Raw genomic sequence first — 25,136 nt, 5'->3', positions numbered from 1 at the left:
CTCACGCCGCCCCGGCATGGGGCCAGCGCCACTCCCGGATTTCCGGCATGTCCTCGCCGTGTTCGCGGATATGGGCTTCATGCGCGATCAGCCGGTCGCGGAAGCGCTGCCGCGCGCGCGCGGCATCGGAGCCGAGGCCGGCGAGCCGGTCTATCGCCGCGATGGCGAGATGGAAGCGGTCGAGCTCGTTCATCACCAGCATGTCGAAGGGCGTCGTGGTGGTGCCTTCCTCCTGATAGCCATGGACATGCAGCCCGCCATGGTTGGCCCGGTTGTAGGTCAGCCGGTGGATCAATTGCGGATAGCCGTGAAAGGCGAAGATCACCGGCCGGTCCAGCGTGAACAGGGCGTCGAAATCGCGGTCGTTCAACCCGTGGGGGTGCTGCGCCCGGCTCTGCAGCGTCATCAGGTCGACCACGTTGACGACGCGGATGGTGAGCTGCGGCAGCGCCTCGTGCAGCAGGGCGGCGGCGGCGAGCGTCTCGATCGTCGGGACGTCGCCGGCGCAGGCCATGACGACGTCCGGCTCCGAGCCTGGGCTTTCGTTGCCGGCCCATTCCCAGATGCCGATGCCGGCGGCGCCATGGATCGCGGCGTCCTCGACGCCGAGCCATTGCGGCGCCGGAGCCTTGCCCGCGACGATGACGTTGATGCGGTCATAGGTCCGCAGACAATGGTCGGTGACCCAGAGCAGGGTGTTGGCATCCGGCGGCAGGTAGATCCGCGCGATGTCGGCCTTCTTGTTGGCGATCAGATCGAGGAAGCCCGGATCCTGATGGCTGAAGCCGTTATGGTCCTGCTGCCAGACATGCGAGGTCAGGAGATAGTTCAGCGAGGCGATCGGCCGGCGCCACGGAATTCCACGCGAGACCTTCAGCCATTTGGCGTGCTGGTTCACCATCGAATCGACGATGTGGATGAAGGCCTCGTAGCAGGAAAATAGGCCGTGGCGGCCGGTCAGTAGATAGCCTTCGAGCCAGCCCTGGCAGAGATGCTCGCTCAACACCTCCATGACCCGCCCCTCCTGCGCGAGATGGACGTCTTCGGGCTCGATCCGCTCCATCCAGACGCGCTCGGTCACGTCGAACACGGCGTCGAGCCGGTTCGAGGCCGTCTCGTCGGGCCCCATGATGCGGAAATTGCGGGCCGGCGCGTTGAGCCGCACGACATCCTTCAGGAAGGCGCCCATCGCCCGCGTCGCCTCGGCGCTGACAGTGCCGGGGCCGGACAGGGCGATGCCGTACTGGCGATGATCCGGCAGCTTCAGCGCGCTCCTGAGCAGCCCGCCATTGGCATGCGGGTTGGCGCCCATGCGGCGCTCGCCGGACGGCGCCAGCGCCTGGAGCTCCGGCCGCAGCCGGCCCTCGCCATCGAACAGGGTCTCGGGCCCGTAGCTGCGCAGCCATGCCTCGAGCAGCGCGAGATGGGCGGCATCGCCGCGCGCATTGGCGATCGGCACCTGATGCGAGCGCCAGAAATCCTCGACCTTCCTGCCGTCGACGGTTTTCGGGCCGGTCCAGCCCTTGGGGCTGCGCAGCACGATCATCGGCCAGCGCGGCCGTACCTCGACGCGCCCCGCCGCGCGCGCATTCGCTTGGATGTCGCGGATGCGGTCGAGAACCGTGTCCAGCGTGCCGGCCATGAGCTGGTGCATGAACTCCGGTTCGTTGCCCTCGACGAAAAAGGGCTCGTAGCCATAGCCGACGAGCAGGCTGCGCAGTTCCTCCGGGTCCATCCGCGCCAGGATCGTCGGGTTGGCGATCTTGTAGCCGTTGAGGTGCAGGATCGGCAGGACGGCGCCGTCATGGACGGGATTGAGGAATTTGCTCGAATGCCAGGCGGCGGCGAGCGGCCCGGTCTCGGCCTCGCCATCGCCGACGACGCAGGCGACGATCAGCTCCGGATTGTCGAGCGCCGCGCCGAAGGCATGGACCAGCGCATAACCGAGTTCGCCGCCTTCATGGATCGAGCCCGGGGTCTCGGGCGCCGCATGGCTCGGAATGCCGCCTGGAAACGAGAACTGACGGAAGAGCCGGCGCAGCCCGTCCGCATCCCGGCCGATATCGGGATAGGTCTCGCTGTAGGAGCCTTCGAGATAGGTGTTGGCGACCATGCCGGGCCCGCCATGGCCGGGGCCGCAGACATAGATCATGTCGAGCTCGCGCGCCGCGATCACCCGGTTCAGATGCGCATAGATGAAGTTCAGGCCGGGTGTCGTGCCCCAATGGCCGAGCAGCCGGGGCTTGACGTGCTCGGGCCTGAGCGGCTCGCGCAGCAGCGGATTGTCGAGCAGATAGATCTGCCCGACGGAGAGATAGTTCGCCGCGCTCCAGTAGCGCTGGATCAGCGACAAGTCGGCAGGGTTCAGCGGGGCAGGGTTCAGCTGCGGATGACTCTGCGGAGCAGCGCTCATGGCTTGTCCTCGTTGCGGTTTGGGACGCAGGGGACCATGCCGTGCGGGCGCGCGCCCTGATCCAGCTCAATCGATCCCGAATCTCGCCGTGGGAAACCGCGCGCTGCCGGAGTACGGCTCGGCGTCGGACCTCGGATATCCGGCCGCGCCGTCGTATAGCTCCCGCCCCGGATCGATTCGCGAGAGCGCCCATGCCCAAGCTCTGTCAGTTCACCTCGCCCGCCGACGGCAAGCCCGTCTACGTCAACCCCGCGCTGGTCAGCGTGGTCTATACCTACAAGGGCGAGCCTCCGGACACGATCATCGCCTTCGGCAAGGATTTCATGCTCGGCGTTGCCGAGAGCCTGGACGAAACGGTCGGCCGCCTCGAGAAGGCGATGGCGGAGCAGCCTTCGGAACGCTGACGCGCGGCTGTTCCGGCCCAGCCGCACCGGGCCGGAATGCGCTCACAGCACCTCGCGGACCCGCAGCAGGGTCGAGTCCATATGGACGCCGATGATGCGGCTGAGTTCCGCCGCATCGCGCTTCAGCAGCGCCGCCATCATCTCCTCGTGCTCGGCGACGGCGCCAGCCCATTTCACTGGCCCTTCATTGCCGACGAAGCGTAGCCGTTTGATCCGCGATTGCAGGGTCGCGTGCATCTCCATCAGCGCCGCATTGCCGGAGGCGGCGACGATGGCGCTGTGGATGGCCTGGTTGAGCTTGAAATACTCCAGCCGGTTGCGCGTCTCGTAGAGCGCGAGCATCTGCTGGTGCAGGGCATGGATCGCCTCGATCGCCGCGTCGCTCGCTTCTTCGCAGGTGATGCGGCCGCCGAGCTGCTCGAGCGTCTTGAGAACCTCCAGGATGTCGGCGAGATCGCGCGCGGAGAAGCGGCGCACGATCGCGCCTTTCGCGGGCAGGATCTCGACCAGCCCTTCGCTGGCGAGCGTCTTGATCGCCTCGCGCAGCGGCGTGCGCGAGACGCCGAGCTGCGCGCCGACGACGCCCTCGTTGATGCGCTGGCCGGGAGCGAGCCGGCCCTCGATGATCATGTCGCGCAGACGCTCCAGAACCTCGTCATGGAGGGTCCGGCGCGTGATTCGGGGATAGTCGATCGCAGGCTCGCTCATCGCTGTTCCACCCGTCCTGTCTTGGCGCCGGTTACGGCATGCCGACCCGGCGCTGTCAAACCGGATGCGTTCTTCAGGCCGCAAACAGCGCGTCCTGCCGGCGACGCATCGCCAGCAGGTCGGAATCGGCGGCGATCTCGACATCGCCGAGGCGAATCGCGTCGCCCGCCCTGACGGGGCGCACAAGCCGTCGATCCGCGACGAGATAGAACGGCGCGGCGCGGTCCTCTGCCAGGGCGGCGGCCGGCCGGACCTCGGCGCCGACATCGGCGATGCTGTGATGATGGCCGCCCATCGTCAGGACCGTGCCGGCGGCCAGATCGCGCTGCGCGACCGCGACGAGATCCTGCCGCGGGCGATAATCCTCGCCATAGCCGGAGCGGCCGAGCCCGACGGCATCGAGGATCGAGGTCGCGACCTCGACGCCGAGCAGATGGCGCGGCAGATAGATCATCGCGGTCTTGCCGTCATGGCCGACGACATGGCCCTTGCCGGCCAGCATGTCCCAGGTTTCGGCATTGTCGCAGGCCACGACGATGAAGACCCCGCCCGCGAAGCTGGCTTCCTCGGCCAGGCGCAGATGGTGGAACACGTCGATCCGCCGCGTGCCGGAGACCAGCCCGCCATCGCTCGTGCCGGCGAACAGGTCCGCCAGCTCCGGGATGCGGGCCGGCGGCGCGTGGAAACCGGCCGCATCGGCCGACAGGTCGAGCGCATTGGCGACCAGCGTCATCTCGCAGAGATCCGGCACGGCGCGCAGTGGAAAGGCCTGGCCTAGGATGCGCGCGCGCTCGGCGGCGGTGCGGACGACGGCCGACGGTTCGCCACCGAGCCAGTGCTCGCGCAGTTCGGGCAAGACCCTGGCGACGCCGTTGCAGGTGACAGATCCCGTCGCAGGGTCGAAGACGAAGTCGTATTCGCTGGACTTGCCGGCAGCGATGATCTCGAGGCCGAGCACCTCGGCCCAGCTCGCGAGCGCGATCAGCAGGCTGGGCTGGTCGCCATCGACGGGGGTGACCACGACGCCCTTGTCGCGGGCGAGCCGGGCGAGGCCCGGGCCGACGACGCTGTCGGCCTCCTTCGAGACGAGCGCGACATGCCTGCCGGCCTCGATCGCCATCAAGGCGTGCCGCGTTGCGGCTTCCGGGCTGCCGGTGGCCTCGGCGAGAAGCTCGAAGGGCAGGGCGATGACGGTCTCCAGCCGGCCCGCCGCGACGCATCGACCGGCATCCCAGGCCGCCTGCGCCTGTTCGGGGGTCTCGCACAGCGCGATCTCGGCCTGTGCGAATCCCGCCGCCGCGAAGGCGCGTCCAGCCGCATCGGCGGTGATGTCGACGGCGATGCGGGCATTGACCAGCGGGATCTTCCGGGCCTGGGCGAGATAGCTGCGGCCGAAACCGCCGCTGCCGACTAGGCAGGTCTCGATCGCCTGCGTGATGCCCGCGTAGTGCGCGTGAAAATTCATCGTTCCCTCCAAAGGCGTCTTTGATGCTGCGGCGACTGCGCGCCTTGCCACAGGCCTATACCACTCCGGTTATGCTGCATACAGCATACTTGTGAGGCTTCGAGCCCTGTGGTAGCCAGAAGGCCTTGCAAGAACTCTGGGCAGCAAGCGGAGCAGGGCAATGGACGAGCGGACTGAGGGTGGACTGCCGGTGATTGCCGTTGCCATGGGCGATCCCTCGGGCATCAGCCCGGAGTTGACCGCGCGCATCCTGGCCGAACCCGATCTGCGCTCGGCTGCGCGCTTCGTCGTCTTCGGCGATGCGCGGCTGCTGGAGCTCGGCATCAAGGATAGCGGCGTCGACCCGCAGGTTCGAGTCGTCCGCGATGGCGATGCCCTGCCGTTTGGCGACCAGCCCGTCTTCGTCGACCTCGCCAACCACGACCCCGCCGATCTGCAGCGCGGCAAGGCGACGCTCGCTGGCGGCAAGGCCGCGACCGGAAATTTCCGCCGCGCCTTGCAGTTTGCAGCCGCCGGCCAGGCCGATGCGGTCTTCTTCACGCCCTTCAACAAGGCGGCGATGCGCTTCGCCTATCCCGGCTATGATGACGAGATCCGCTTCGTGCGCGATGCGATCGGCTTCGAGGGGGCGGCCAGCGAGTTCAACATCCTCGACAAGCTCTGGAATGCGCGGGTGACCTCGCATATCCCGCTCTCCGAGGTCGCCGCCAACATCACGCAGGAGCGCATCCTGCGCGCCCTGACGCTGGCCGACGCCAATCTGCGCCTCGCCGGGTTCGACCCGCCGCGCATCGCGGTCGCGGGTATCAATCCCCATGCCGGCGACGGCGGCAATTTCGGGCGCGACGAGATCGAGACCATCGAGCCGGCGGTCAAGGCCGCGAAGGCCAAGGGCTTCACCGTCGAGGGGCCGTTCCCGTCCGATACGGTGTTCCTGCGCGCCCGGAACGGCGATTTCGACGCCGTCTTGACGATGTATCATGACCAGGGCCAGATCGCGATGAAGCTGATCGGCTTCGACAGCGGTGTCACGCTGATTGGCGGCTTCCCGTTCCCGATCTGCACGCCCGCCCATGGCACGGCCTATGAGATCGCCGGCAAGGGCATCGCCAATCTGGGCGCGACCCGGGCCGCGCTCGCGCTCGCCATCAAGATGGCTCGGGACGGCAAGGCGAGGGCGAAAGCCGCCGCCTGACGCCGATCATCCCTTTCAAAAGACCGCCGCTCAAGAGCGGTCGCCAACAATCGATCATCCAGGGAGAAACCGCATGAAGACCATCAGCATCACAGCAGCGCTCGCCGGCACGCTCGCCATCGGCGTCGCTGGCGCAGCGCAGGCCTGGCAGCCGACCAAGCCGATCGAGTTCGTCGTCACCTCGGGCGCCGGCGGCGGCACCGATAACTTCGCCCGCATGATCCAGTCGATCATCAGCAAGCACAAGCTGATCGATCAGCCGATCGTCGTGGTGAACAAGGGCGGCGGCTCGGGCGCGGAAGGCTATGTCTACGGCAAGGGCGCCAAGGGCGACCCCAACCGCGTCATCTTCGGCACCAACAACGCCTATCTGCTGCCCTACGTCGCCAAGCTCGGCTACAAGTTCAGCGACCTGACCCCGGTGGCGGGGCTGGCGCTCGACGAGTTCCTGCTCTGGGTCAAGGGCGATGCGCCCTATGCGGACGCGAAGACCTATCTCGAGGCCGTCAAGGCCAAGCCGATGGGGTTCAAGATGGGCGGCAGCCAGTCGAAGGACACCGACCAGACGTTGACCTCGATGATCCAAGACGCGGCAGGCGTGAAGTGGATCTACGTGCCGTTCCAGGGCGGCAGCGCGGCCGCCGTGCAGCTCGCCGGCGGCCATATCGACTCCAACGTCAACAACCCCAACGAGAATATCGGCCAGTGGAAGGCCGGTCAGGTCAAGCCGCTCTGCGTCTTCTCGCCGGTGCGTCTCGCCAAGAGCGATCCGGTGTTCGAGGGTAAGGGCTGGGGCGACATCCCGACCTGCAAGGAGGCCGGCCTGCCGCTCGAAACCTTCCAGATGCCGCGCACGGTCTGGCTGCCGGCCGAGGTCCCGGCCGATGCCGTCGCCTTCTACGCCGACGTGCTGGAGAAGGTCTCCAAGACGCCGGAATGGCAGGAATTCGTCGCCCGCACCGCGCAGACCGGCAAGTTCATGAAGGGCAAGGAACTGGCGGACTTCGTCGCCAAGGACGATGCCGCGAACAAGAAGGTCTTCGAGGCCGAGGGCTGGGTCGCGAAGTAAGGCGACCAGACGTCATTCCCGGGCGGCGCGCAGCGTCGACCCGGGAATTTCCGGACCCGCAAGGCACTGGTTTTCCAGATGGCCGGGTCAAACCCGACCATGACGCCTCTGCACCCGCGCCAAGGATGTTCTGCCATGATCACCCGCTTCTGGGCCGAGATCGCAACCGCGCTGGCGACGCTGGTTTTCGGCCTCGTCATCGTCAAGGGCGCGCTTGAATTCGGCATCGGCTGGGATTCGTCGGGCCCGCAGCCCGGCGCGTTTCCGTTCTACACGGGCGGGCTGGTCGCGCTGGCGAGCCTGGGCACGCTGGTCTTCACGGCGGCAAGGCGCTTCGCCGGTGCCGAGTGGCTGGCTGAGGAGTTTCTCGATCGCGAGCGTGGCAGGCGGGTGCTGTCCTTCCTGCTGCCGCTCATCGCCTTCGTGGTGCTCAGCGCCACGCTCGGCATGTATGTCGCGACGATCCTCTATCTCGTCTTCACGATGCGTTTTCAGGGCCATTACGGCTGGCTGGGCACGCTGGTGACGGCGTTCGGGACGGCAGCCTTCTTCTATCTCGCGCTCGAGAAATTCTTCCAGATCAGCCTGCTCAAGGGGCCGCTCGAGCCTCTGCTCGGCCTGTGACCGGCCTGCAACGACAATCGGTGCCGTGAGCCATGGATAACATCGCCAATCTGATGCACGGCTTTTCGGTCGCGCTGACCACGCATCACATCCTCCTGATGATGGCGGGCGTGCTGTTGGGAGTGCTCGTCGGCGTGCTGCCGGGGCTGGGAGCCCCCAACGGCGTTTCACTTTTGCTACCGCTGACTTTCAGCATGGACCCGGTTTCGGCCATCATCCTGCTGACCTCGCTCTACTGGGGGGCGCTCTTTGGCGGCTCGACGACCTCGATCCTGTTCAACATTCCCGGCGAGCCCTCATCGGTCGCGACGACCTTCGACGGCCACCCGATGGCGAAGCAGGGGCGCGCCACCGAGGCGCTCTCCTTCGCCTTCCTCTCGGCGGGTTTCGGCGCGCTGGCGGGAGTCATCCTGATCACGCTGCTTTCGGGCTGGGTCGCGAAATTCGCGCTGCGCTTCTCCTCACCTGAATATTTCGCGGTCTATTTCATGACCTTCGCCAGCTTCATCGGGCTTGGCGGCGCCTCGCCTCTGAAGACGATCGTCTCGATGGGCATCGGCTTCACCCTCGCCTCGATCGGCATGGACTCGGTCTCGGGCAATGTCCGCCTGACCTATGAGTTCGACGTGCTGCTCGCCGGCGTCTCGTTCCTGATCGCCGTGATCGGGTTGTTCGGCATCGGCGAATTGTTGCTGACGATGGAGGAGGGGCTCAAATTCGAGGGCGTCGCCGCCAAGGTTCGTATCCGCGACGTGGTGCTGACGGCGGCGAAGCTGCCGCGCTACTGGCTCGCCTTGCTGCGCTCCAGCGCGATCGGCATCTGGATGGGCATCACGCCGGGCGGGCCGACGGCGGCGTCCTTCATGAGCTACGCCATGGCCAAGCGCACCTCGCGTAACCCGGCCAAGTTCGGCAAGGGCGAGCCCGAGGGCGTGATCGCGCCCGAGACCGCCGACCATGCCGCGGGCTCCGCCGCAATGCTGCCGATGCTGGCGCTGGGCATCCCGGGCTCTGCGACCGCTGCGGTGATGATGGGCGGGCTGATGATCTGGGGCCTGAACCCCGGGCCGACGCTGTTCACCGACCGGCCGGACTTCGTCTGGGGCCTGATCGCCTCGATGTATCTCGGCAACGTCGTCGCGGTCGTGGTCGTGCTGGCGACGGTGCCGCTCTTCGCCTCGATCCTGCGGATTCCGTTCTCGATCATCGGGCCCGTGATCGTGGTGATCTGCTTCATCGGGGCGTTCACCGCCGCGAGCAAGGAGTTCGACATCTGGCTGGCGCTGATCTTCGGCCTCGTCGGCTACGTCTTCAAGAAGCTCGATTATCCGATCGCGCCGCTGGTGCTTGCCATGGTCATCGGCGACAAGGCCGAGGACGCCTTCCGCCAGTCGATGATCTTCAGCCAGGGCTCGCTTTCGATCTTCTGGTCGAACCCGCTGGTCTCGACACTGATGGCGATCGGCGTCGCGCTGCTGGTGCTGCCGGTGATCGGGCGCATCGCCCAGTACTTGCGCGGGCGCAGCGCAGCGCGCACCGTCATCTGAACGCCACCACAAGAAACCGTCCGGAAACGCCGCCATGACCGAACCCTACAAGGGCATCCTGCCGATCGCTCCCACCATCTTCCACGACAATGGCGACCTCGATCTCGAGGGCAACAGGCGCGTCATGGACCTGATGGTCGACCAGGGCGTCGACGGCATCTGCATCCTCGCGAACTTCTCCGAGCAGTTCCTGCTGACCGACGCCGAGCGCGAGCAGGTGATGCATCTGTCGCTGGAGCAGGTCGCAGGCCGCGTGGCGGTGATCGTCACGACCTCGCATTTCTCGACCCGGATCGCGGCGCAGCGGGCCAAGGCCGCAGCAGATGCCGGCGCCAAGATGCTGATGATGATGCCGCCCTATCACGGCGCCCTGCTCAAGGCCGACGAGCAGGGCATGATTGAGCATTTCAAGTACATCGGCGATGCTTGCGGCATCCCCATCATCCTGCAGGATGCGCCTTTGTCCGGCGTGACGATGACCGTGCCCTTCATGGTGCGCCTCGCCAAGGAGGTGCCGCTCGTCCGCTATTTCAAGATCGAGGTTCCGGGCACGGCCAACAAGCTGCGCGCGCTGATCGAGACGGGCGGCGCGGCCGTGGCCGGCCCCTTTGACGGCGAGGAGGCGATCACCCTGATGGCCGATCTCGATGCCGGCGCCACCGGCACGATGACGAGCGCGATGATCCCCGACCTGATCAAGCCGATCCTGACCGCCCATGCCGCCGGCGACCGCAAGACGGCCGCCGCGCTCTATCGCGATGTGCTGCCGATCATCAACTACGAGAACCGCCAATGCGGGCTGCGCTCGGCCAAGGCGGTGATGAAGGAGGGTGGTGTGATCAAGTCGGAGGCCGTGCGCCATCCGCTGACGCCGCTGCATCCCAAGACCCGCGAAGGCCTGATCGAACTCGCGCGCGAACTCGATCCGCTGGCCCTACGCTGGGGCAAATAGCTCTTCCGCGCTTCAGTCGAACTCCTTCCTGAACTTCTCGCTGACGGTTGTCGCCGAGCGGAAGCGGCCGATCGAGAAAGCTTCGAGCGGGGTCGGTGACGCGCCATCGACGATCATCTCGCTCAGGCATACGCCGACGCCGGGGCCGATCTGGAAGCCGTGGCCGCAGAAGCCGAAGCCATGGAACAGGCCGGCCGTGGTCAGGCTCGGGCCAATCACCGGGATCATGTCGGGCAAATAGCCTTCGATGCCAGACCAGACGCGGATGACATGGCCATGCGCCAGGGCGGGCACGACCCGCGCCAGCGCACGCATCGCCGCCAGCGTCTTGCCCGGCGGCACGGGCGCGCGGTTCGCGACGGCGTCGGCCGCCGTGCGCGGATATCCGGCGAGGATGACGTTGCCGCGCTCGGTCTGCCGGGCGATGACCGAGCCGTCGATGGTCTGGAGCGAGGGCGCGATCAGGAAGGGCAGGGGCTCGGTGACGAATTGCGGCGGCCCCGCCGCGAAGACCGGAGCCGTCTCGCCGAAGCACTCCGCCATCTCGACCGCCCAGGCGCCGGCCGCGTTGACGAGCGCGCCGCAGCTCAGCTCGTCTCCGTCGGCCGTCCGGACGACGAAGCCCTCGCCCTGTCGCGCCACGGCCGTGACACGCGTATTCTCGCGGATGAAGACGCCGAGGCGCTGCGCCGCGCGTGCCACGGCCGGCGTCACCAGCCTTGGATTGGCGGTCGCGTCGCGGGCCGAATAAGTCGCGGCCACGGCCTTGTCGCTGAGCCAGGGCCAGCGCCGGCGCAGATCCGACGGACCCAGCCGTTCGATGGCGAGGCCGTGGGATTCCGAGACTTGGGCGTATCCTTCGAGCTTCGTCTGTTCGTCTTCGTCGAAGGCGCAGTAGAGATGGCCCGTTTGCACGAACTCGCAATCCTCGCCGATCAGCGCGCCGATCTCCTCCCATAGCGTCTGCGAGCGCAGCGACAGCGGATATTGGGCCGGAAAGCGGCCCTGCAGACGGAGATTGCCGAAATTCGTGCCGCTCGACTGCGCGCCGACCACGCCCTTCTCGAACATCACAACGCGCTGTCCGCGCTTGGCCAGGAAGAAGGCGGTCCAGGCTCCGATCAGACCGCCGCCGATGATGGCGACGTCGGCGCTCGCCGGGCTCATGGCGCGGCATCCCCGGCGGCGGCAAGCATGATCGGCTTGACCGGAGCCTGGCCGCGCAGGCGCCCTGCCGCCGCGCCCTCCAGCCCGGCTGCACCGGCTACGATCTCTTGCAGGGCCGGGCCGCAGACCCGGCCCTGGCAACGGCCCATGCCGCAGCGGGTCATCGCCTTGACGCGGTTGACCTCGACGGGGCCGAGCGCCTGCGCCATCGCGCTGCGCACCGCGCCGAACGTCACGGTCTCGCAGCGGCACAGGATGGTGTCGTCCGCTTGCGACCGGATCTGCGCGACCGGCCAGGCGAAGGCACTGGCGAGCCCGCGCTGGAAACCGCGCAGGCGTGCGACCCGGCGCGCCAGCGGCCGGACGGCGCCGATGTCCTGCGGCGCGCCGAGATCGGACAGGATCGCATGTGCTGCCAGCGCGCCGCTGGCTTCGGCTGCATCCGCGCCACCGATGGTGGCGCCGTCGCCGGCCAGATAGAGTCCCGGCCGGCTGCGGCCGAAACCGTCCGTCTTCGGCAGGAAGAGCCGGAAATCCGCGTCATAGGCGAAGGTGGCACCGGCGAGGTCGGCAAGCTGGGTCTCGGGCTTGAGCCCATATCCCAGCGCCACCGCGTCGCAGGCGAAGCGCCGCTCGCGGCCATCGGCATCGCGGATCAGCAGCGCCTCGACATGTCCGTCGCCCTCGATCGCGAGCGGCGTCGCGCCATGCAAAAGCGGCGTGCCTGCCCGCATCGCACTGGCCATATAGGCGAGGCCGCGCAGCAGCGTGCGCGGCGAACGCATCATCGCCGGGAAGGCCGCGGCCTTGGCGCGAAGCGGCGTGGTATCTGCGATCACGACGACCTCGCCGCCCATCTCGCGGTATTGCTTGGCGGCAAGCAGCAGCAAGGGCGAGGAGCCGAGGAAGGCGACGCGATGGCCGATCAGGCAGCCCTGATCCTTGAGCGCGACCTGCGCGCCGCCGAGTGTGAAGACGCCGGGCAGCGTCCAGCCCGGCATCGGCGCGACACGGTCCATGGCGCCCGTCGCCAGCAGCAGCCGGTCGGCCTCGACGACATCGGTCCGGCCATCGCCGACGAGATGCAGCCTCGTTGCGTCGATCGCCCAGACCAGCGTGCGGGGGCGGTAGTCGACGAGCTTTTCGAGCCGGGCGAAGCGCGCATGCAGGGCCTCGTATTTTCCGGCCTCGCTGCCCATCAGTTTGCGCATGTCGAGCGCCAGCCCCGCGGAGGGCTGCCGATAGCCCTGGCCACCGGCCCGATGCCCTTCGTCGATCAGGATCGGGCGATGGCCGCGGGCACACAGCACCTCGGCGGCGGCGATGCCGGCGGGCCCTGCGCCGACGATGACGATGCTGGCCGGGGTCTGGCTAGACATGCGACGGAATCGGGGCGGGCGGCTCGCTGAAGAGGGTCATGCCCTCGGCAACCGGCGTGGTGCAGGCCCGCAGCCGGCCGCCATGCCCGCTCCAGACCCAGCAATCCTGGCAGGCGCCCATCAGGCAGAAGCCGGCGCGCGGCTCATCCCCGAATTCATGCCGGCGCAGCAGCAGGCCGTGGCTCAGCAGCGCGGCGAGGACGCTGTCGCCGGTCGTCGCCACGAACGGCATTCCCTCGAAGCTGAACGCGACCGGCGGTCCGGCCCGCTCCGCCACGCGCTTGAACTGGGCACCGGAGCGGTTCATGCGGGCCGTTCGATATTATTGCGATGCGATAAAAACATTCGAATATTGATAAATGGCAACGGGGCCCTGTCAAGCCCGCCGCTGAGCGGCGCCAGGTGGCAGTGGCTCAGACCCGAGAGATGGCGTGCGCGGTGGCGATGATCAGCGCGGAGAAGCGTGCGACGACCTCCTCGCGGCTGTAGCGCGAGCAGGACACCGCGATGTTGACGGCCGCCTCGGGCCGTCCGCGATGGTCGAGAATCGGTGCCGCGATCGAGGCATCGCCGAGATAGACCTCCTCGAAGGCGGTGGCGTAGCCCTGCGCGGCGGCACGCCGGATTTTTTCGCGCAGCGCCTCGCGCTGCCAGGTTGTCGACGGCGTATGGGCCTTGAGGTCGGAGGCGTCGATCACCGCCATCGCCTCGTCCTCCGGCAGGCGCGACAGCATGGCGATGCCGGGCGCCGTGCAATAGGCCGGCATCCGCGTGCCGATGATGACGTCGGTATTGAGCACGTGCCGGCTGAGGAAGCGCGAGACGAAGATGATCTCCGGGCCCTCGCGCACGGTCAGGTTGACCGTCTCCTCTGTCTCCTTGCTGAGATGCATCAGATAGGGCATCGCCCGGTCGATCAGCCGGCTGCCGCGGATGAAGTGGTAGCCGAGGTCGAGGGTCTTCGCCGTCAGTTCGAAGCGCTTGGTCTCGGCGTCCTTGTGCAGATAGCCGAGCCGGGTCAGCGTGTACGTGAAGCGCTGCGCCGCGCTGAGATCCATGCCCGTCTCGGAAGCGACCTGCGAGAGATTGAGCGTCTGGTGCTGGCGTCCGAAGGCGTAGAGCACCCGGAAGGCCTTCTCGACCGAATTGACCATCAGCGCCTCGGTCTTGCCACGCGCCGGCCGTTCACTTTCGGGGCTCGCGCTGGCGCGGCTCGGCTGCCTCGTTTCGGGCATGGACATCGATGGTTCTCCTTCGCCGATCAATGGCTGCCGCTCACGGCCTTGACAAGGTGGGGCATTCCCGCCGATCATTCAATAGAACTTATCGCATATCGATAGAAAGCCATCGGAGCCGCCATGAAGGAATTTATCCTCAGCGAGGTTCGCGGTCCCGTCGGGATCCTGACCCTGAACCGTCCCGACAAGCTCAACGCCTGGAACGCGCCGATGCGCGCGCGCCTCGTCGAAGCTCTGGAAGAGCTGGAGGCCAACGAGGCGGTGCGCGCCATCGTCCTGACCGGGGCAGGGGACCGCGCCTTCGGGGCCGGGCAGGACCTGAACGAGACCAAGACCTTCGATCCCGATCGTGCCGAGCTCTGGATGGGCGAATGGGAGCGTCTCTACGATTTGATCCGCTCGCTCTCGAAGCCGATCGTCGCGGCGCTGAACGGCGTCGCCGCCGGCTCCGCCTTCCAGGTCGCGCTGCTCTGCGATCTGCGCGTCGGCCATGACGGCGTCACCATGGGCCAGCCCGAGATCAATTCCGGCATCGCCTCGGTGACCGGCCCCTGGATCATGCGCGAGATGATCGGCATCGCCCGCACCATCGACCTGACCCTGACCGGGCGGATGATGGATGCCGAGGAATGCTTCCGTATCGGCCTGATCAACCGGATCGTGGCGAAGGACAAGGTGATGGAGGCGACGCTGGCGCTCGCCACCGAGCTCGCTGGAAAGCCGCCCGTCGCGATGCGGCTCAACAAGGCCCGCTTCCGCGAAGTCACCGAGGCGAGCTTCCGCGAGTGCCTGGCCGCCGGCATCCGCAACCAGCGCGAGGCCTACGCCACCGGCGAGCCGGCCCGCATGATGGAGGAATTCCTCGCCAAGCGTGCCGCCCGAAAGACGGCATAGGCGCGGCGACACTCCGAAAATCGAACAGCATCACCCACGGGGAAATGCGGAAAACCGCTTGAACGGGAGACGATGATGACCAGCAGCAAGACGAGACAGCCTAACCGGCGCAACCTTCTGCAACTGGCCGGCGGCGTGGCCGCCGGCGCGATGTTCGGGCCAGCCCTGATCGGGCGCGCCAGCGCCGCGACGCAGATCACCGTCGCCGATCCCGGTGGCCCCTTCGGCCCGGCCTTCCGCAAGGCCTTCTACGACCCCTTCGAGAAGGCGACCGGCAACAAGGTCGTCAATGTCGCGCGCGAGGCCGAGCCGACCGCTCAGTTCAAGGCGATGGTCGAGACCAAATCCTACACCTGGGACGTCTGCACGCTGACGCTGTCGGCGCGCGACATCCTCGCGGGGCAGGGCCTGCTCGATCCGATCGGCTTCAGCCATGCCGATGTGCCCAAGCTGATGCCGGAGGCGATCTCGCCGCTTTATATGGGCACCGACGTCTATTCGACTGTTTTCGCCTACCGCACCGACCGCGTGAAGACCGCGCCCGCGAGCTGGGCCGATTTCTTCAACGTCGAGAAGTTCCCGGGCCGCCGCGCCCTGCGCAAGAACCCGATCGACACCATCGAGCAGGCGCTGCTCGCCGACGGCGTGCCGCTCGACAAGCTCTACCCGCTCGATGTCGACCGCGCCTTCAAGGTCCTCGACAAGATCAAGCCGCATGTCGCGGTCTGGTGGACCGGCGGCGCGCAGTCGACGCAGCTTCTCCAGAGCGGCGAGGTCGACATGCTGCCGGGCTGGAACGCCCGCCTGCAGGCGGCGATCGACGGCGGCACGCCTGCGAAGATCGTCTGGAACCAGGGCCTCTACTCGATCGAGGGCTGGGGTCTGCCCAAGGGCGGGCCGAAGGCCGATGTTGCGCGTCAGTTCGTGCGCTTCTGCTCCGATCCGAAGGCCCAGGCCGTCTTCACCGAGATCCTGGCCTATGGCCCGACCAATCTCGATGCCTACCAGACGATTCCCGCCGAGCGCGCCAAGGTGTTGCCGACCTCTCCGGAGAACCTGAAGCAGATGGCGATCGCGGATGAAGCCTGGTGGAGCGCCAACCGCGCCAAGGTCTCCGAGCGCTTCAACGCTTGGCTGCTGACCTGACCGCGATGACGACGAAGGCGAAACACGCCGTCGAGGGCAAGCTCGTCGTCGAGGGATTGTGCAAGCGCTATGGCGCGACCACGGCCCTCGAACCGAGTTCGCTCAGCGTCGCCGAGGGCGAGTTCCTCACCTTGCTGGGGCCTTCGGGCTCCGGCAAGACGACGCTGCTGCAACTGATCTGCGGCCTCGTCGACGCGAGCGAGGGCAGGGTGGTGATCGACGGCCGCGACCAGTCGCGCATGCCGGTGCATCAACGCGATATCGGGCTCGTCTTCCAGCATTACGCGCTGTTTCCGCATCTCACGGTCGCGGAGAACATCGCCTTCCCGCTGAAGATGCGCGGGCGGCCGGCTTCGGAGATCGCCAAACGCGTCGAGGATGCGCTCGCCATGGTCCATCTCGGCCATCTCGCGAAGCGCTTCCCTCGCGAGCTGTCCGGCGGGCAGCAGCAGCGCGTCGCGCTCGCCCGCTGCTTCGTCTACCAGCCCTCGATCATTCTCATGGATGAACCGCTCGGCGCGCTCGACAAGAAGCTGCGCGAGCACATGCAGATCGAGATCAAGCGGCTGCATCGCGAGAGCGGCGCCACCATCGTCTATGTCACGCATGATCAGGAGGAGGCGCTGGCGCTGTCCGACCGGATCTGCCTGATGAACCATGCGAAGATCGAGCAGCTCGGGACGCCGCGCGAGATCTACGAACGCCCGCGCACCGCCTTTGCGGCCGATTTCATCGGCATTTCCAACATCTTCCGCGGTCGCTGGGACGGCAATGGCTCGCTCGAGACGGCCAATGGCCGCTTCGCGCTGCCGAAGGGGGCGGAGAGCCCGTGTGCCGAGCCGGCCCTCGTCATCCGCCCCGAGCATCTGCGGCTGGGCGCGCCGGACGGCAACGCCGTCACCGGCCGCGTCAGCGAGATCGTCTATGCCGGCTCCGAGACCCGCGTCATCGCCACGCTCGGCGACGGCGGCCAACTCGTGCTGCGGCTCGGCCCCGACGACGCGGTTCCCGCCATCCATGAGCAGATCGTCGCCGGCTGGGCCCGCGACCGGGCGGTCCTCGTCGCATGAGCGCGGTCGCGACCTCGGGCGGCCTGCGCGCGAAGGCTGGCGCCTTGCGCCTCAATGCGCTCTGGCTCGCCGTACCGGGCCTGCTCTTCCTGGCGGCCTTCTTTGCCTGGCCGGTCGCGCAGCTCCTGGGCCTGAGCCTCGTCGATCCCGACAAGGGCGGCCTCTCGATCGCGACCTATGAGCGGATCGCGGCGACCGACGTCTATCTGCGCGTCCTCGGCATCACCTTCCGCATCGCCGGCTATACGGCGCTGTATTCGCTTCTGATCGGTTATCCGCTGGCCTACTGGCTGTCACGCCTGCCGGACCTCTATCGCGGCCGCATGCTGCTCTTCGTGATGGTGCCGTTCTGGACCAGCTATCTGGTCAAGACCTTTGCTTGGATGATCGTGCTCGGCCGCAGCGGCATCATCAATTCGCTGGCGACCGGCTCAGGGATCGTCGACCAGCCGCTGCCGCTGCTGCACAACGAGTTCGGCGTCATGGTCGGCATGGTCCACGCCATGGTCCCGCTCGCCGTCATGACGATGCTGCCGGTGATGGCCGGCATCGACCGCCGGCTCGTCCAGGCAGCGCAGACGCTCGGCGCCTCGCCGGCGCATGCCTTTTGGCTGGTCTACTTCAAGCTGTCGCTGCCGGGCGTCGCGGCGGCCGGCCTGCTGGTCTTCATCTCCTCGCTCGGCTTCTTCATCGTGCCGGCCTTCCTCGGCGGGCGCCGCGAGACGATGCTGGCGCAGCTCATCATCACCCAGGTTCAGGAGCTGCTGAACTGGCCCTTCGCCGGTGCGCTGGCGGCGATGATGCTGGCGGCGGCGCTGCTCTCCTGCTGGCTCTACGACCGGCTCTTCGGCCTCTCGACCATCGCCGGGGGCTCGGCACAGGTCGGTACCGGGCGCATCCGCGATCTCGGCCTCGCCATTCTCGCGCTGGTCGCCAGGGTCGCCGGTGCCGTCTCGACGCTGACGCAGCGCCTGCTCGGACGGCGTGGCAGCGCGTTCATCCTGCCGGCCTTCTGCTGGCTCGCGATCGGCTTCCTCGTGCTGCCGACTCTGCTCGTCATTCCGCTCGCCTTCACCTCCTCGCAATTCCTCGAATTTCCGCCGCCGGGCTATGGGCTGACCTGGTTCCGGACCTATTTCGAATCGCCGCTCTGGATCCAGGCGACGATCCGCTCCTTCCTCGTCGCGTTTGCGACGGCGATCGCCGCCACCGCCATCGGCGGCTTCACGGCGCTGGCGCTGGCCAACAGCCGTACGCGCTGGAGCGGTCTGATCTTCGCCTTCTTCCTCGCGCCGATGATCGTCCCGCGCATCGTCATCGCGGTTGGCCTGTTTTACCTCTTCGCGCGGATCGGGCTGGTCGCGACCGATCTCGGCCTCGTCATCGGCCATACCGTGCTCGCCATTCCCTTCGCGCTCGTCACCATGGCGGCGGTGCTGAAGAGCTACGATCAGCGCCTCGACCAGGCGGCCGCCACGCTCGGCGCCAACCGGCTGAAGACGTTGACGGGCGTGACGATCCCGCTGGTGAAGGGCGGTCTCGTCGCGGCCTTCCTGTTCTCCTTCATCACCTCCTTCGACGAGCTCACCATCGCGATCTTCATCAGCGGCGGCGTGAAAACCACTTTGCCGAAGCAGATGTGGGACGACATGATCCTGCAGCTCAACCCGACGCTGGCGGCGGTCTCGGTCGTCGTCTTCATCGTGGTGACGGCGATGCTGCTGCTGGCGGAACGCTTCCGCTCATCCTCCTCTTCCTGATTTGCGAACTGAACGACCGAGCATGACGCCCAACGACGACGCCGGCTTTGTTGGCCTCCTGACCGCACGCGCCGCGCGCGACCCGCAGCGGATCTATGCCCGCTTCTGCGGCGAGGCGGTGAGCTACGCCATGATCGAGCGCCGCTCGGCTGCCTTCGCCGCGCATCTGCGCGAGCGTGGGCTCGAGCCCGGCGACCGTGTCGCAGTGATGATGCGCAATTCGATCGCGACGATCGCCGTCGTCTTTGGTCTGGCGCGCGCCGGCATCGCCTGGGTGCCGGTCAACGCGCAGCAGCGCGGCGAGGGCCTGCGCTATCTGCTGACGCATCCGCAGCCGAAGCTCGTCGTGGTCGATGCCGATCTCGCGGCGCTGGTCGAGGAGGCGCTGTCCGGGGCAGAAGCGCCGCCGATCCTGCGGCAGGGGTCTGAACTCGATGCGATCCTCGCCCGATCCGCGGGCTTCGACGAGCCCGCGCCATCACCCAACGCCGTCTTCGCGATCATGTACACCTCGGGCACGACCGGGCGCCCCAAGGGCGTCGTCGTCTCGCACCGGATGCTGCGTCTGGCCGCCGAGGGCGTCGGCCGCGTCTCCGCCGCGAGGCCCGGCGAGGTGCTCTTCGTCTGGGAGCCGCTCTACCATATCGGCGGCGCGCAGCTCTTGGCCCTGCCGATGATCCGCGACATCACGCTGGCGATGGTCGACCGCTTCAGCGCCAGCCGGTTCTGGAGCCAGGTCAAGGCGGAGGGGGCGAGCCATATCCATTATCTCGGCGGCATCCTGCAGATCCTGCTGAAGCAGCCCGTCGGCGAACTGGACCGCGATCACGGTGTCCGGATCGCCTGGGGCGGCGGCTGCCCGCCCGACATCTGGCCGCAGTTCCGAGACCGCTTCGGCGTCGAGATCCGCGAATGCTACGGAATGACGGAAGCCTCCAGCATCACAACCTGCAACGACTCCGGCGTGGTTGGCTCGGTCGGCCGGCCGATGCCCTGGTTCGGCGTCAGGCTGCTGGGCGCCGACGGCGCGCCCGTCGCCCCGGGCGAGCGTGGCGAGATCGTCGTGGAGACCGACATCGAGGGCGCGATCTTTCCGGGCTATCTCGACAACCCTGAGGCGACGGCCAAGGCGCTGCGCCATGGCGCGCTCCACACCGGCGACCTCGGTTCCTTCGACGGGGACGGCAATCTCTATTTTCACGGCCGCATGACCGACAGCGTCCGTTGCAAGGGCGAGAACGTCTCGGCCTGGGAGGTCGAGCATGTCGCCGCCGAGCACGAGGATGTCGAGGATTGCGCCATGATCGGCGTGGCATCGGATGTCGGCGAGCAGGACATCAAGCTCTTCGTCAAGCCGCGCGAGGGCGCCGAAGTCGATGCGGCGGCCCTGTCGGATTGGCTGGCCGCGCGCCTCGCCCCGTACCAGAACCCGCGCTACATCGCCTTCGTCGAGGATTTCGAGCGGACCGCGAGCCAGCGCATCATGAAGCACAGGCTCTCGCCCCGGCTCGACGATGCCTGGGACCGGACCGCTCCGGAGATGGTGCGCTGAGATGGCGAACTGCGACATCCTGATCTCGGGCACTGGCGCCTTCGCCGCCCGCATCGCCTTCGACATCGCGGCGACGGCGTCCGAGCCGGTCGAGGTCGTCATCGCCGGCCGCAACCGCAGCCGGCTGAACTGGCTGCGCACGGCGGCGAATGCGCGTTCGGCGATGTTCAAGAGCAAGGCGCGCTTTACGGCGCATGCCGTCGATCTTCTCGCTGCCCATGCCTCCGACGGACTTCTCGCCGCGACGAACCCGCGCATTCTCGTTCAGGCCGCCTCGATCCAGACCTCGCAGGTCATCGCCCAGAGCGGCAATGCCTGGACGCGGCTGGTCGCCGAGGGAGGCTTGAGTGCGACGGCGGTGTTTCAGGCGCTGATCAGCTCGCGCGTCGCGGCCGCGATCACGCGTGGCGGCAAGCCGGTCACGCTCCTGAACTGCAGCTTTCCCGACGTGGTCAATGGCATGATCACGGCGCAGGGCCATGACGTCGCCTGCGGCATGGGCAATGTCGCGATCCTGTCGAACGTCTTCGCCGGTTCGGCCTCGGTCGCGCGCGATGCAAATATCGAGGTGCTGGCGCATTACCAGAACCTCGCCGCCTGGCGTCAGCCGCCATCGTCGCGAAGCGGCCGGCCTCCACGCGTCTGGATCGCCGGGCAGGAGGTCGCGGATGTCTTCGTGCGCTTCGCCGACATTCAGCTCACGCCGGAGCCCGTCATCGAGATCTCCGGCGCCAGCGGCGTGCCGCTCATCCTGGCCATGGCGGCAGGGCGCTCCTGGAGCGGACATGTGCCGGGGCCGGGTGGCCTGCCGGGCGGTTATCCGGTGCAACTCAAGGACGGCGAGCTCGAACTCGACCTCCCGCAAGCCGTGGCGCGCGACGAGGCCATCGCGTGGAATGCGAGCTTCGAGCGCGAGAATGGCCTCTCCATCGCCGGCGATGGCACGGCCGTGTTCAACGGGCCGTTGCGCACCGAACTCGTGCGGCACGTCCCTGCGCTCGCGCAGGGCTTCCATATCCGCGATCTGGAGGCGGTCTGCCTCGAACTGCTGACCCTGCGCGACCGGCTGCTCGCGCTTCCCTGAGCGCGGCGCGGCCCATCCCCCGAGATCGCGTGGCTTATCTCCCGAGATAGATGGCGAGACGCGCGGCGGCGTTCTTGAGATGTGTTTCGGCCGCAGCGCGGGCGCGCTGCGGATCGCGCGCCACGATCGCCTCGAAGATCGCCTGATGCTCGCCCTGGACGATCTGGGCCATGCCGGCGAGGCGGGCCGAATTCGCGCGGGCGGTGCGGATGAAGGTCCGCACGCGCCTGTCGAGGAATTCCGACAGATCGCGAAAATAGGGATTTCCTGTCGCTTCGATGATGGCGCGGTGAAAGGCGACATCCTCGTCGACGCCGGATTCGCCACGGTCGATCGCGGCCTGCATCGCATCCAGTCGCGCCCGGATCGTGATGAGGTCGGCCTCGCTGTGGCGCTCCGCCGTGTGCTCGGTCGCGGACGCCTCGACGGCCATCAAGAGTTCGACGATGTGGCGCAGCTCGGCCTTGTCCGAGAAATCCGCGACATCGAGGCGGAAAACCGAGCTCGCCCCCGGATCGGCGACGAAGGCTCCGGCGCCCTGGCGCGACAGCACGAGCCCGTCATGCTTCAGCCGCCCCACGGCCTCGCGCACGATCGGCCGGCTGACGCCATACGTCTGGGCGAGCTGCAGTTCGGTCGGCAGACGCTCGCCGGCCTGCAGACGCCCCGACGCGATCTCGTCACGCAGCCTGAGCGCCAGCGTGTCGGCGAGCGAGGGGGCTCGTCCCAGAATGTCACGCAGCGGCTCGGATCGGCTTTTGTCGGCGACCATTGGCTTCGATATGTCCGCTAGCTGGCGATGTGCAGGCCGCCATTGACGTGAATGGTCTCGCCGGTGACGAACCGTGCCAGATCGGAGCACAGGAAAGCAACGACCCCGGCGACCTCCTCAGGCGTTCCCAACCGCTTCATTGGCGTGTTCGGGATCAGCTCCGGCTTCTTCGCGATCAGCGGTTGCACCATCGGCCCCTCGATCAGTCCGGGCGAGACGGCATTGACGCGCGTGCGCGGCGCCAGTTCCAGCGCCAGCGAGCGCGTCAGGCTGAGCACGCCGCCTTTCGCCGCCGCGTAATGGGCGTGGGCGTAGCTGCCGCGATGGCCGGCCATCGAGGCGATGTTCACGATCGCGCTGCCCTCGGCCAGATGCGGGATCGCGGCGCGGCAGCTATGGAACACGCCGTCGAGATTGATCGCGATCGACTGCCGCCATTCGGCTTCGCTCATCTCGCTGACCAGCCGGTCGCGATAGAGCCCCGCCGCCGTCACCAGCGCGTCGATGCGGCCGAATTTCTCCACCGCTGCGTCGACGGCCCGTTCGGCATCTTCAGCAACGGCGGCATCCTGCCGGAGCGCCAGTATGCGCACCACGTCAGGGTCGAGTTCGCGTGCGAAGCCTTTGACGCCGTCCTCATCGAGATCGGTCAGGACGCAGAGCGCGCCATGCCGGAAAAACAAGCGGGCAACGGCCCGGCTGATCGCCCCATTCGCGCCGGTCAGAAGCAGAACCTTGCCTGAGAAATCGATCATGGCGCGCCTCAGGTCATCAGCCAACCGCCGGCCACATCGCAGACCTGTCCGGTAACGAAGGCCGCGTTGTCGGAGGTCAGGAACAGGCAGGTCTGCGCGACGTCCTCGGGGCTGCCGAGGCGGCGCAGCGGCGTCGCCATCCGCGCCGCCTCATTGGCTTCCGGAGCGGTGCCGCGCATCAGCGGCGTATCGATCCGGCCGGGCGCCACGGCGTTGACGGTGATGCCGTCGGGGCCGAGTTCGCCGGCGAGATGCTTGGTGAAGCCGATCAGAGCCGCCTTGGTCGCGGCGTAATGGACGCCGACGATGTCGCAATAGGTTTTGCCGGCAACGGAGGAGACGCTGACGATCGACCCGCGGCCGGCGGTGCGCATCGCCGGCACGACTGCGCTGGCGCAGAGGAAGGCGCCGGTCAGGTTGACGTCGAGCACCCGGCGCCATTCGTCGGCGCCCATCTCGCCGAGCAGGGCGCGTTTGCCGTCGGCGCCCGAATTCGGCGAGATCCCGGCATTGTTGACCAGCACGCCGATGGGGCCGAGGGCTTCCGTGACGCGTGCGATCGCCAGATTGACCGAAGCCTCGTCGGCGACATCGGCCGAGACGGCAAGTGTCGTCGCGCCGCGTTGGCGGGCCGCCTCGGCGGCTGCTTCCGCGAGCGCCGGATCATGGTCGAGATAGGCGACGCTGGCGCCGGCGGCCGCATGGGCGTCAGCGATCGCCTGGCCGATGCCGCGCCCCGCGCCGGTGACGAGCACGACCTTGCCGCGATGGCTGGTCACTTCGACACCTCCAGCATGATCTTGCCGAGATGGGCGCTCGATTCCATCAACTCATGCGCCTGTCGCGCCTGTTCCAGCGGGAAGGTCGCATGGATGATCGGCTTCACCGTGCCGGCATCGAGCAGCGGCCAGACCTCGCGGCGTAAGTGCTCGGTGATCTCGGCCTTGAGCGCGACCGAACGCACACGCAGCGTCGAGCCGGTCAGGGTCAGGCGCCGGAGCATCACGTTCATCAGGTCGAGATCGGCCTTGCTGCTCTGCAGGAAGGCGATCTGCACCAGCCGCCCCTCCAGCGCGAGGATGTTGATGTTGCGCTGGATATAGGGCCCGCCGACCATGTCGAGCACGACGTCGACGCCCTTGCCGCCGGTCAGGCGCTTGACCTCTGCGACGAAGTCCTGGGCGCGGTAATCGATCGCCTCGTCGGCGCCGAGCGAGCGGCAGAAGGTGCATTTCTCCGCCGAACCCGCGGTCGCATAGACCGTCGCGCCGGCATGCTTGGCGAGCTGGATCGCCGTCGAGCCGATGCCGCTGGAGCCGCCATGGATCAGGATGGTTTCGCCCTTCCTGAGCCGGCCGCGCGTGAAGACGTTGTCGTAGACCGTGTAGTAGGTCTCCGGCAGCCCGCCGGCCTCCAGCAGCGAAAGCGGCTTCGGTACGGGCAGGCAGAGCGGCTCGTCGGCCACGGCATATTCGGCATAGCCGCCGCTGATCACCAGCGCGCAGACGGCATCGCCGATGCGGCTTGTGGGCACGCCGTCACCGACTGCGACGATCCGCCCCGAAACCTCGAGGCCCGGAATCTCCGTCGCGCCGGGGGGAGGCGGATAGCCGCCGGCTCGCTGCAGGCAGTCGGGCCGGTTGATGCCGGCCGCCGCGACCGCGATCAGGACCTGGCCCGGGCCGGGCTGCGGCACCGGCGCCGTCTCGATCTCGATCACCTCCGGGCCGCCCGGCCCCGTAAAGTGCACCTGCTTCATCGTCTGCGGCAATGCCATGATGGTCATCTCTCCCTGCATGCGGGCATGTTTCGTCGCGTGACCACGGTCGGCGGACGTGGCGTCCACTGTCCGGAACCCTGCTCTCGCGCGGGGTCGACCGCCGTTGTGGCGTTCGCCCTGCCTCGGTTCAAGCGTTAGCAAACCCCCACTTGTCAGGCAACT

23 protein-coding genes are annotated in these 25,136 nt (G+C 67.6%); 12 read left to right on the top strand and 11 right to left on the bottom strand.

All coding sequences use genetic code 11. The features are described from left to right. Position 1: 1 nt before the first annotated feature. On the bottom strand, positions 2–2,413 hold the full coding sequence (locus C8D03_RS24560; protein WP_108050524.1) for a phosphoketolase family protein: 2,412 nt from the start codon (positions 2,411–2,413) through the stop codon (positions 2–4). A gap of 191 nt (positions 2,414–2,604) precedes the next feature. Between C8D03_RS24560 and C8D03_RS24555 the strand changes: the two genes are divergently transcribed. Further along, the gene (locus C8D03_RS24555; RefSeq protein ID WP_108050522.1) at positions 2,605–2,817 is read left to right on the top strand and encodes a hypothetical protein; all 213 of its coding nucleotides are present in this window, start codon (positions 2,605–2,607) and stop codon (positions 2,815–2,817) included. Between the two features lie 42 nt (positions 2,818–2,859). On the opposite strand, the gene C8D03_RS24550 is transcribed toward C8D03_RS24555, so the two are convergent. Further along, positions 2,860–3,525, bottom strand: a complete 666-nt coding sequence (locus tag C8D03_RS24550; RefSeq protein ID WP_108050520.1) for a GntR family transcriptional regulator — start codon at positions 3,523–3,525, stop codon at positions 2,860–2,862. 73 nt (positions 3,526–3,598) lie between these two features. Continuing rightward, positions 3,599–4,990: an SAF domain-containing protein gene (locus tag C8D03_RS24545; RefSeq protein WP_108050518.1), complete on the bottom strand. Its 1,392-nt coding sequence runs from the start codon at positions 4,988–4,990 to the stop codon at positions 3,599–3,601. Positions 4,991–5,150: 160 nt separating this feature from the next. On the opposite strand from C8D03_RS24545, the gene C8D03_RS24540 reads away from it, so the two are divergent. The 5 genes from C8D03_RS24540 (at position 5,151) to C8D03_RS24520 (ending at position 10,377) form a co-directional block, all read left to right on the top strand. Continuing rightward, positions 5,151–6,185: a 4-hydroxythreonine-4-phosphate dehydrogenase PdxA gene (locus C8D03_RS24540; RefSeq protein WP_108050516.1), complete on the top strand. Its 1,035-nt coding sequence runs from the start codon at positions 5,151–5,153 to the stop codon at positions 6,183–6,185. A gap of 73 nt (positions 6,186–6,258) precedes the next feature. Then, positions 6,259–7,254 carry a Bug family tripartite tricarboxylate transporter substrate binding protein gene (locus C8D03_RS24535; protein ID WP_108050514.1) on the top strand — a complete coding sequence of 332 codons (996 nt, stop codon included), beginning with the start codon at positions 6,259–6,261 and terminating at the stop codon, positions 7,252–7,254. A gap of 135 nt (positions 7,255–7,389) precedes the next feature. Further along, positions 7,390–7,878, top strand: coding sequence for a tripartite tricarboxylate transporter TctB family protein (locus C8D03_RS24530; protein WP_248308610.1), 489 nt, complete (start codon positions 7,390–7,392; stop codon positions 7,876–7,878). Positions 7,879–7,910: 32 nt separating this feature from the next. After that, the gene (locus C8D03_RS24525) at positions 7,911–9,425 is read left to right on the top strand and encodes a tripartite tricarboxylate transporter permease (RefSeq protein WP_108050509.1); all 1,515 of its coding nucleotides are present in this window, start codon (positions 7,911–7,913) and stop codon (positions 9,423–9,425) included. Between the two features lie 34 nt (positions 9,426–9,459). Then, positions 9,460–10,377: a dihydrodipicolinate synthase family protein gene (locus tag C8D03_RS24520; RefSeq protein ID WP_108050507.1), complete on the top strand. Its 918-nt coding sequence runs from the start codon at positions 9,460–9,462 to the stop codon at positions 10,375–10,377. A gap of 12 nt (positions 10,378–10,389) precedes the next feature. Here the strand turns inward: C8D03_RS24520 and C8D03_RS24515 are convergent, their stop codons facing one another. The 4 genes from C8D03_RS24515 to C8D03_RS24500 all read right to left on the bottom strand — a co-directional run bounded on the left by C8D03_RS24515 (position 10,390) and on the right by C8D03_RS24500 (position 14,164). Further along, positions 10,390–11,544 (bottom strand): NAD(P)/FAD-dependent oxidoreductase, encoded by a 1,155-nt coding sequence (locus C8D03_RS24515; RefSeq protein WP_108050505.1) that lies wholly within the window; start codon positions 11,542–11,544, stop codon positions 10,390–10,392. Next, positions 11,541–12,923 (bottom strand): FAD/NAD(P)-dependent oxidoreductase, encoded by a 1,383-nt coding sequence (locus C8D03_RS24510; RefSeq protein WP_108050503.1) that lies wholly within the window; start codon positions 12,921–12,923, stop codon positions 11,541–11,543. The genes C8D03_RS24515 and C8D03_RS24510 overlap by 4 nt, the downstream gene beginning before the upstream one ends. After that, a complete protein-coding gene (locus C8D03_RS24505; RefSeq protein WP_108050501.1) occupies positions 12,916–13,230 on the bottom strand; it encodes a (2Fe-2S)-binding protein in 315 nt (104 codons plus the stop codon). The genes C8D03_RS24510 and C8D03_RS24505 overlap by 8 nt, the downstream gene beginning before the upstream one ends. Before the next feature lie 106 nt (positions 13,231–13,336). Then, positions 13,337–14,164: an IclR family transcriptional regulator gene (locus C8D03_RS24500; protein ID WP_248308609.1), complete on the bottom strand. Its 828-nt coding sequence runs from the start codon at positions 14,162–14,164 to the stop codon at positions 13,337–13,339. Between the two features lie 117 nt (positions 14,165–14,281). Between C8D03_RS24500 and C8D03_RS24495 the strand changes: the two genes are divergently transcribed. The 6 genes from C8D03_RS24495 to C8D03_RS24470 all read left to right on the top strand — a co-directional run bounded on the left by C8D03_RS24495 (position 14,282) and on the right by C8D03_RS24470 (position 21,667). Beyond that, on the top strand, positions 14,282–15,055 hold the full coding sequence (locus C8D03_RS24495) for an enoyl-CoA hydratase/isomerase family protein (RefSeq protein ID WP_108050499.1): 774 nt from the start codon (positions 14,282–14,284) through the stop codon (positions 15,053–15,055). Between the two features lie 75 nt (positions 15,056–15,130). Next, a complete protein-coding gene (locus C8D03_RS24490; RefSeq protein ID WP_108051965.1) occupies positions 15,131–16,201 on the top strand; it encodes an ABC transporter substrate-binding protein in 1,071 nt (356 codons plus the stop codon). Further along, positions 16,186–17,271: an ABC transporter ATP-binding protein gene (locus C8D03_RS24485; protein ID WP_465246459.1), complete on the top strand. Its 1,086-nt coding sequence runs from the start codon at positions 16,186–16,188 to the stop codon at positions 17,269–17,271. The genes C8D03_RS24490 and C8D03_RS24485 overlap by 16 nt, the downstream gene beginning before the upstream one ends. Further along, on the top strand, positions 17,268–19,031 hold the full coding sequence (locus tag C8D03_RS24480) for an ABC transporter permease subunit (RefSeq protein WP_108050497.1): 1,764 nt from the start codon (positions 17,268–17,270) through the stop codon (positions 19,029–19,031). The genes C8D03_RS24485 and C8D03_RS24480 overlap by 4 nt, the downstream gene beginning before the upstream one ends. A gap of 22 nt (positions 19,032–19,053) precedes the next feature. Further along, the gene (locus tag C8D03_RS24475) at positions 19,054–20,583 is read left to right on the top strand and encodes a class I adenylate-forming enzyme family protein (protein WP_108050495.1); all 1,530 of its coding nucleotides are present in this window, start codon (positions 19,054–19,056) and stop codon (positions 20,581–20,583) included. A 1-nt stretch (position 20,584) separates the two neighbouring features. Next, positions 20,585–21,667, top strand: a complete 1,083-nt coding sequence (locus C8D03_RS24470) for a hypothetical protein (protein ID WP_108050493.1) — start codon at positions 20,585–20,587, stop codon at positions 21,665–21,667. Positions 21,668–21,701: 34 nt separating this feature from the next. On the opposite strand, the gene C8D03_RS24465 is transcribed toward C8D03_RS24470, so the two are convergent. From C8D03_RS24465 to C8D03_RS24450, 4 genes are read right to left on the bottom strand one after another with little or no spacing between them, the layout of a single operon-like run. Beyond that, complete coding sequence (locus C8D03_RS24465; RefSeq protein ID WP_108050491.1) at positions 21,702–22,439, bottom strand: FadR/GntR family transcriptional regulator; 738 nt, start codon at positions 22,437–22,439, stop codon at positions 21,702–21,704. 17 nt (positions 22,440–22,456) lie between these two features. After that, positions 22,457–23,194: an SDR family NAD(P)-dependent oxidoreductase gene (locus C8D03_RS24460; RefSeq protein WP_108050489.1), complete on the bottom strand. Its 738-nt coding sequence runs from the start codon at positions 23,192–23,194 to the stop codon at positions 22,457–22,459. A gap of 8 nt (positions 23,195–23,202) precedes the next feature. Next, positions 23,203–23,973 (bottom strand): SDR family oxidoreductase, encoded by a 771-nt coding sequence (locus C8D03_RS24455; protein WP_108050487.1) that lies wholly within the window; start codon positions 23,971–23,973, stop codon positions 23,203–23,205. Then, positions 23,970–24,980: an NAD(P)H-quinone oxidoreductase gene (locus C8D03_RS24450; protein WP_465246458.1), complete on the bottom strand. Its 1,011-nt coding sequence runs from the start codon at positions 24,978–24,980 to the stop codon at positions 23,970–23,972. The genes C8D03_RS24455 and C8D03_RS24450 overlap by 4 nt, the downstream gene beginning before the upstream one ends. Positions 24,981–25,136 lie beyond the last annotated feature (156 nt).

The sequence above is a fragment of the Bosea sp. 124 genome (assembly GCF_003046175.1).
In the GTDB taxonomy this organism is placed as follows: Bacteria; Pseudomonadota; Alphaproteobacteria; order Rhizobiales; family Beijerinckiaceae; genus Allobosea.
This window is presented reverse-complemented; position numbering and strand designations above follow the sequence as displayed.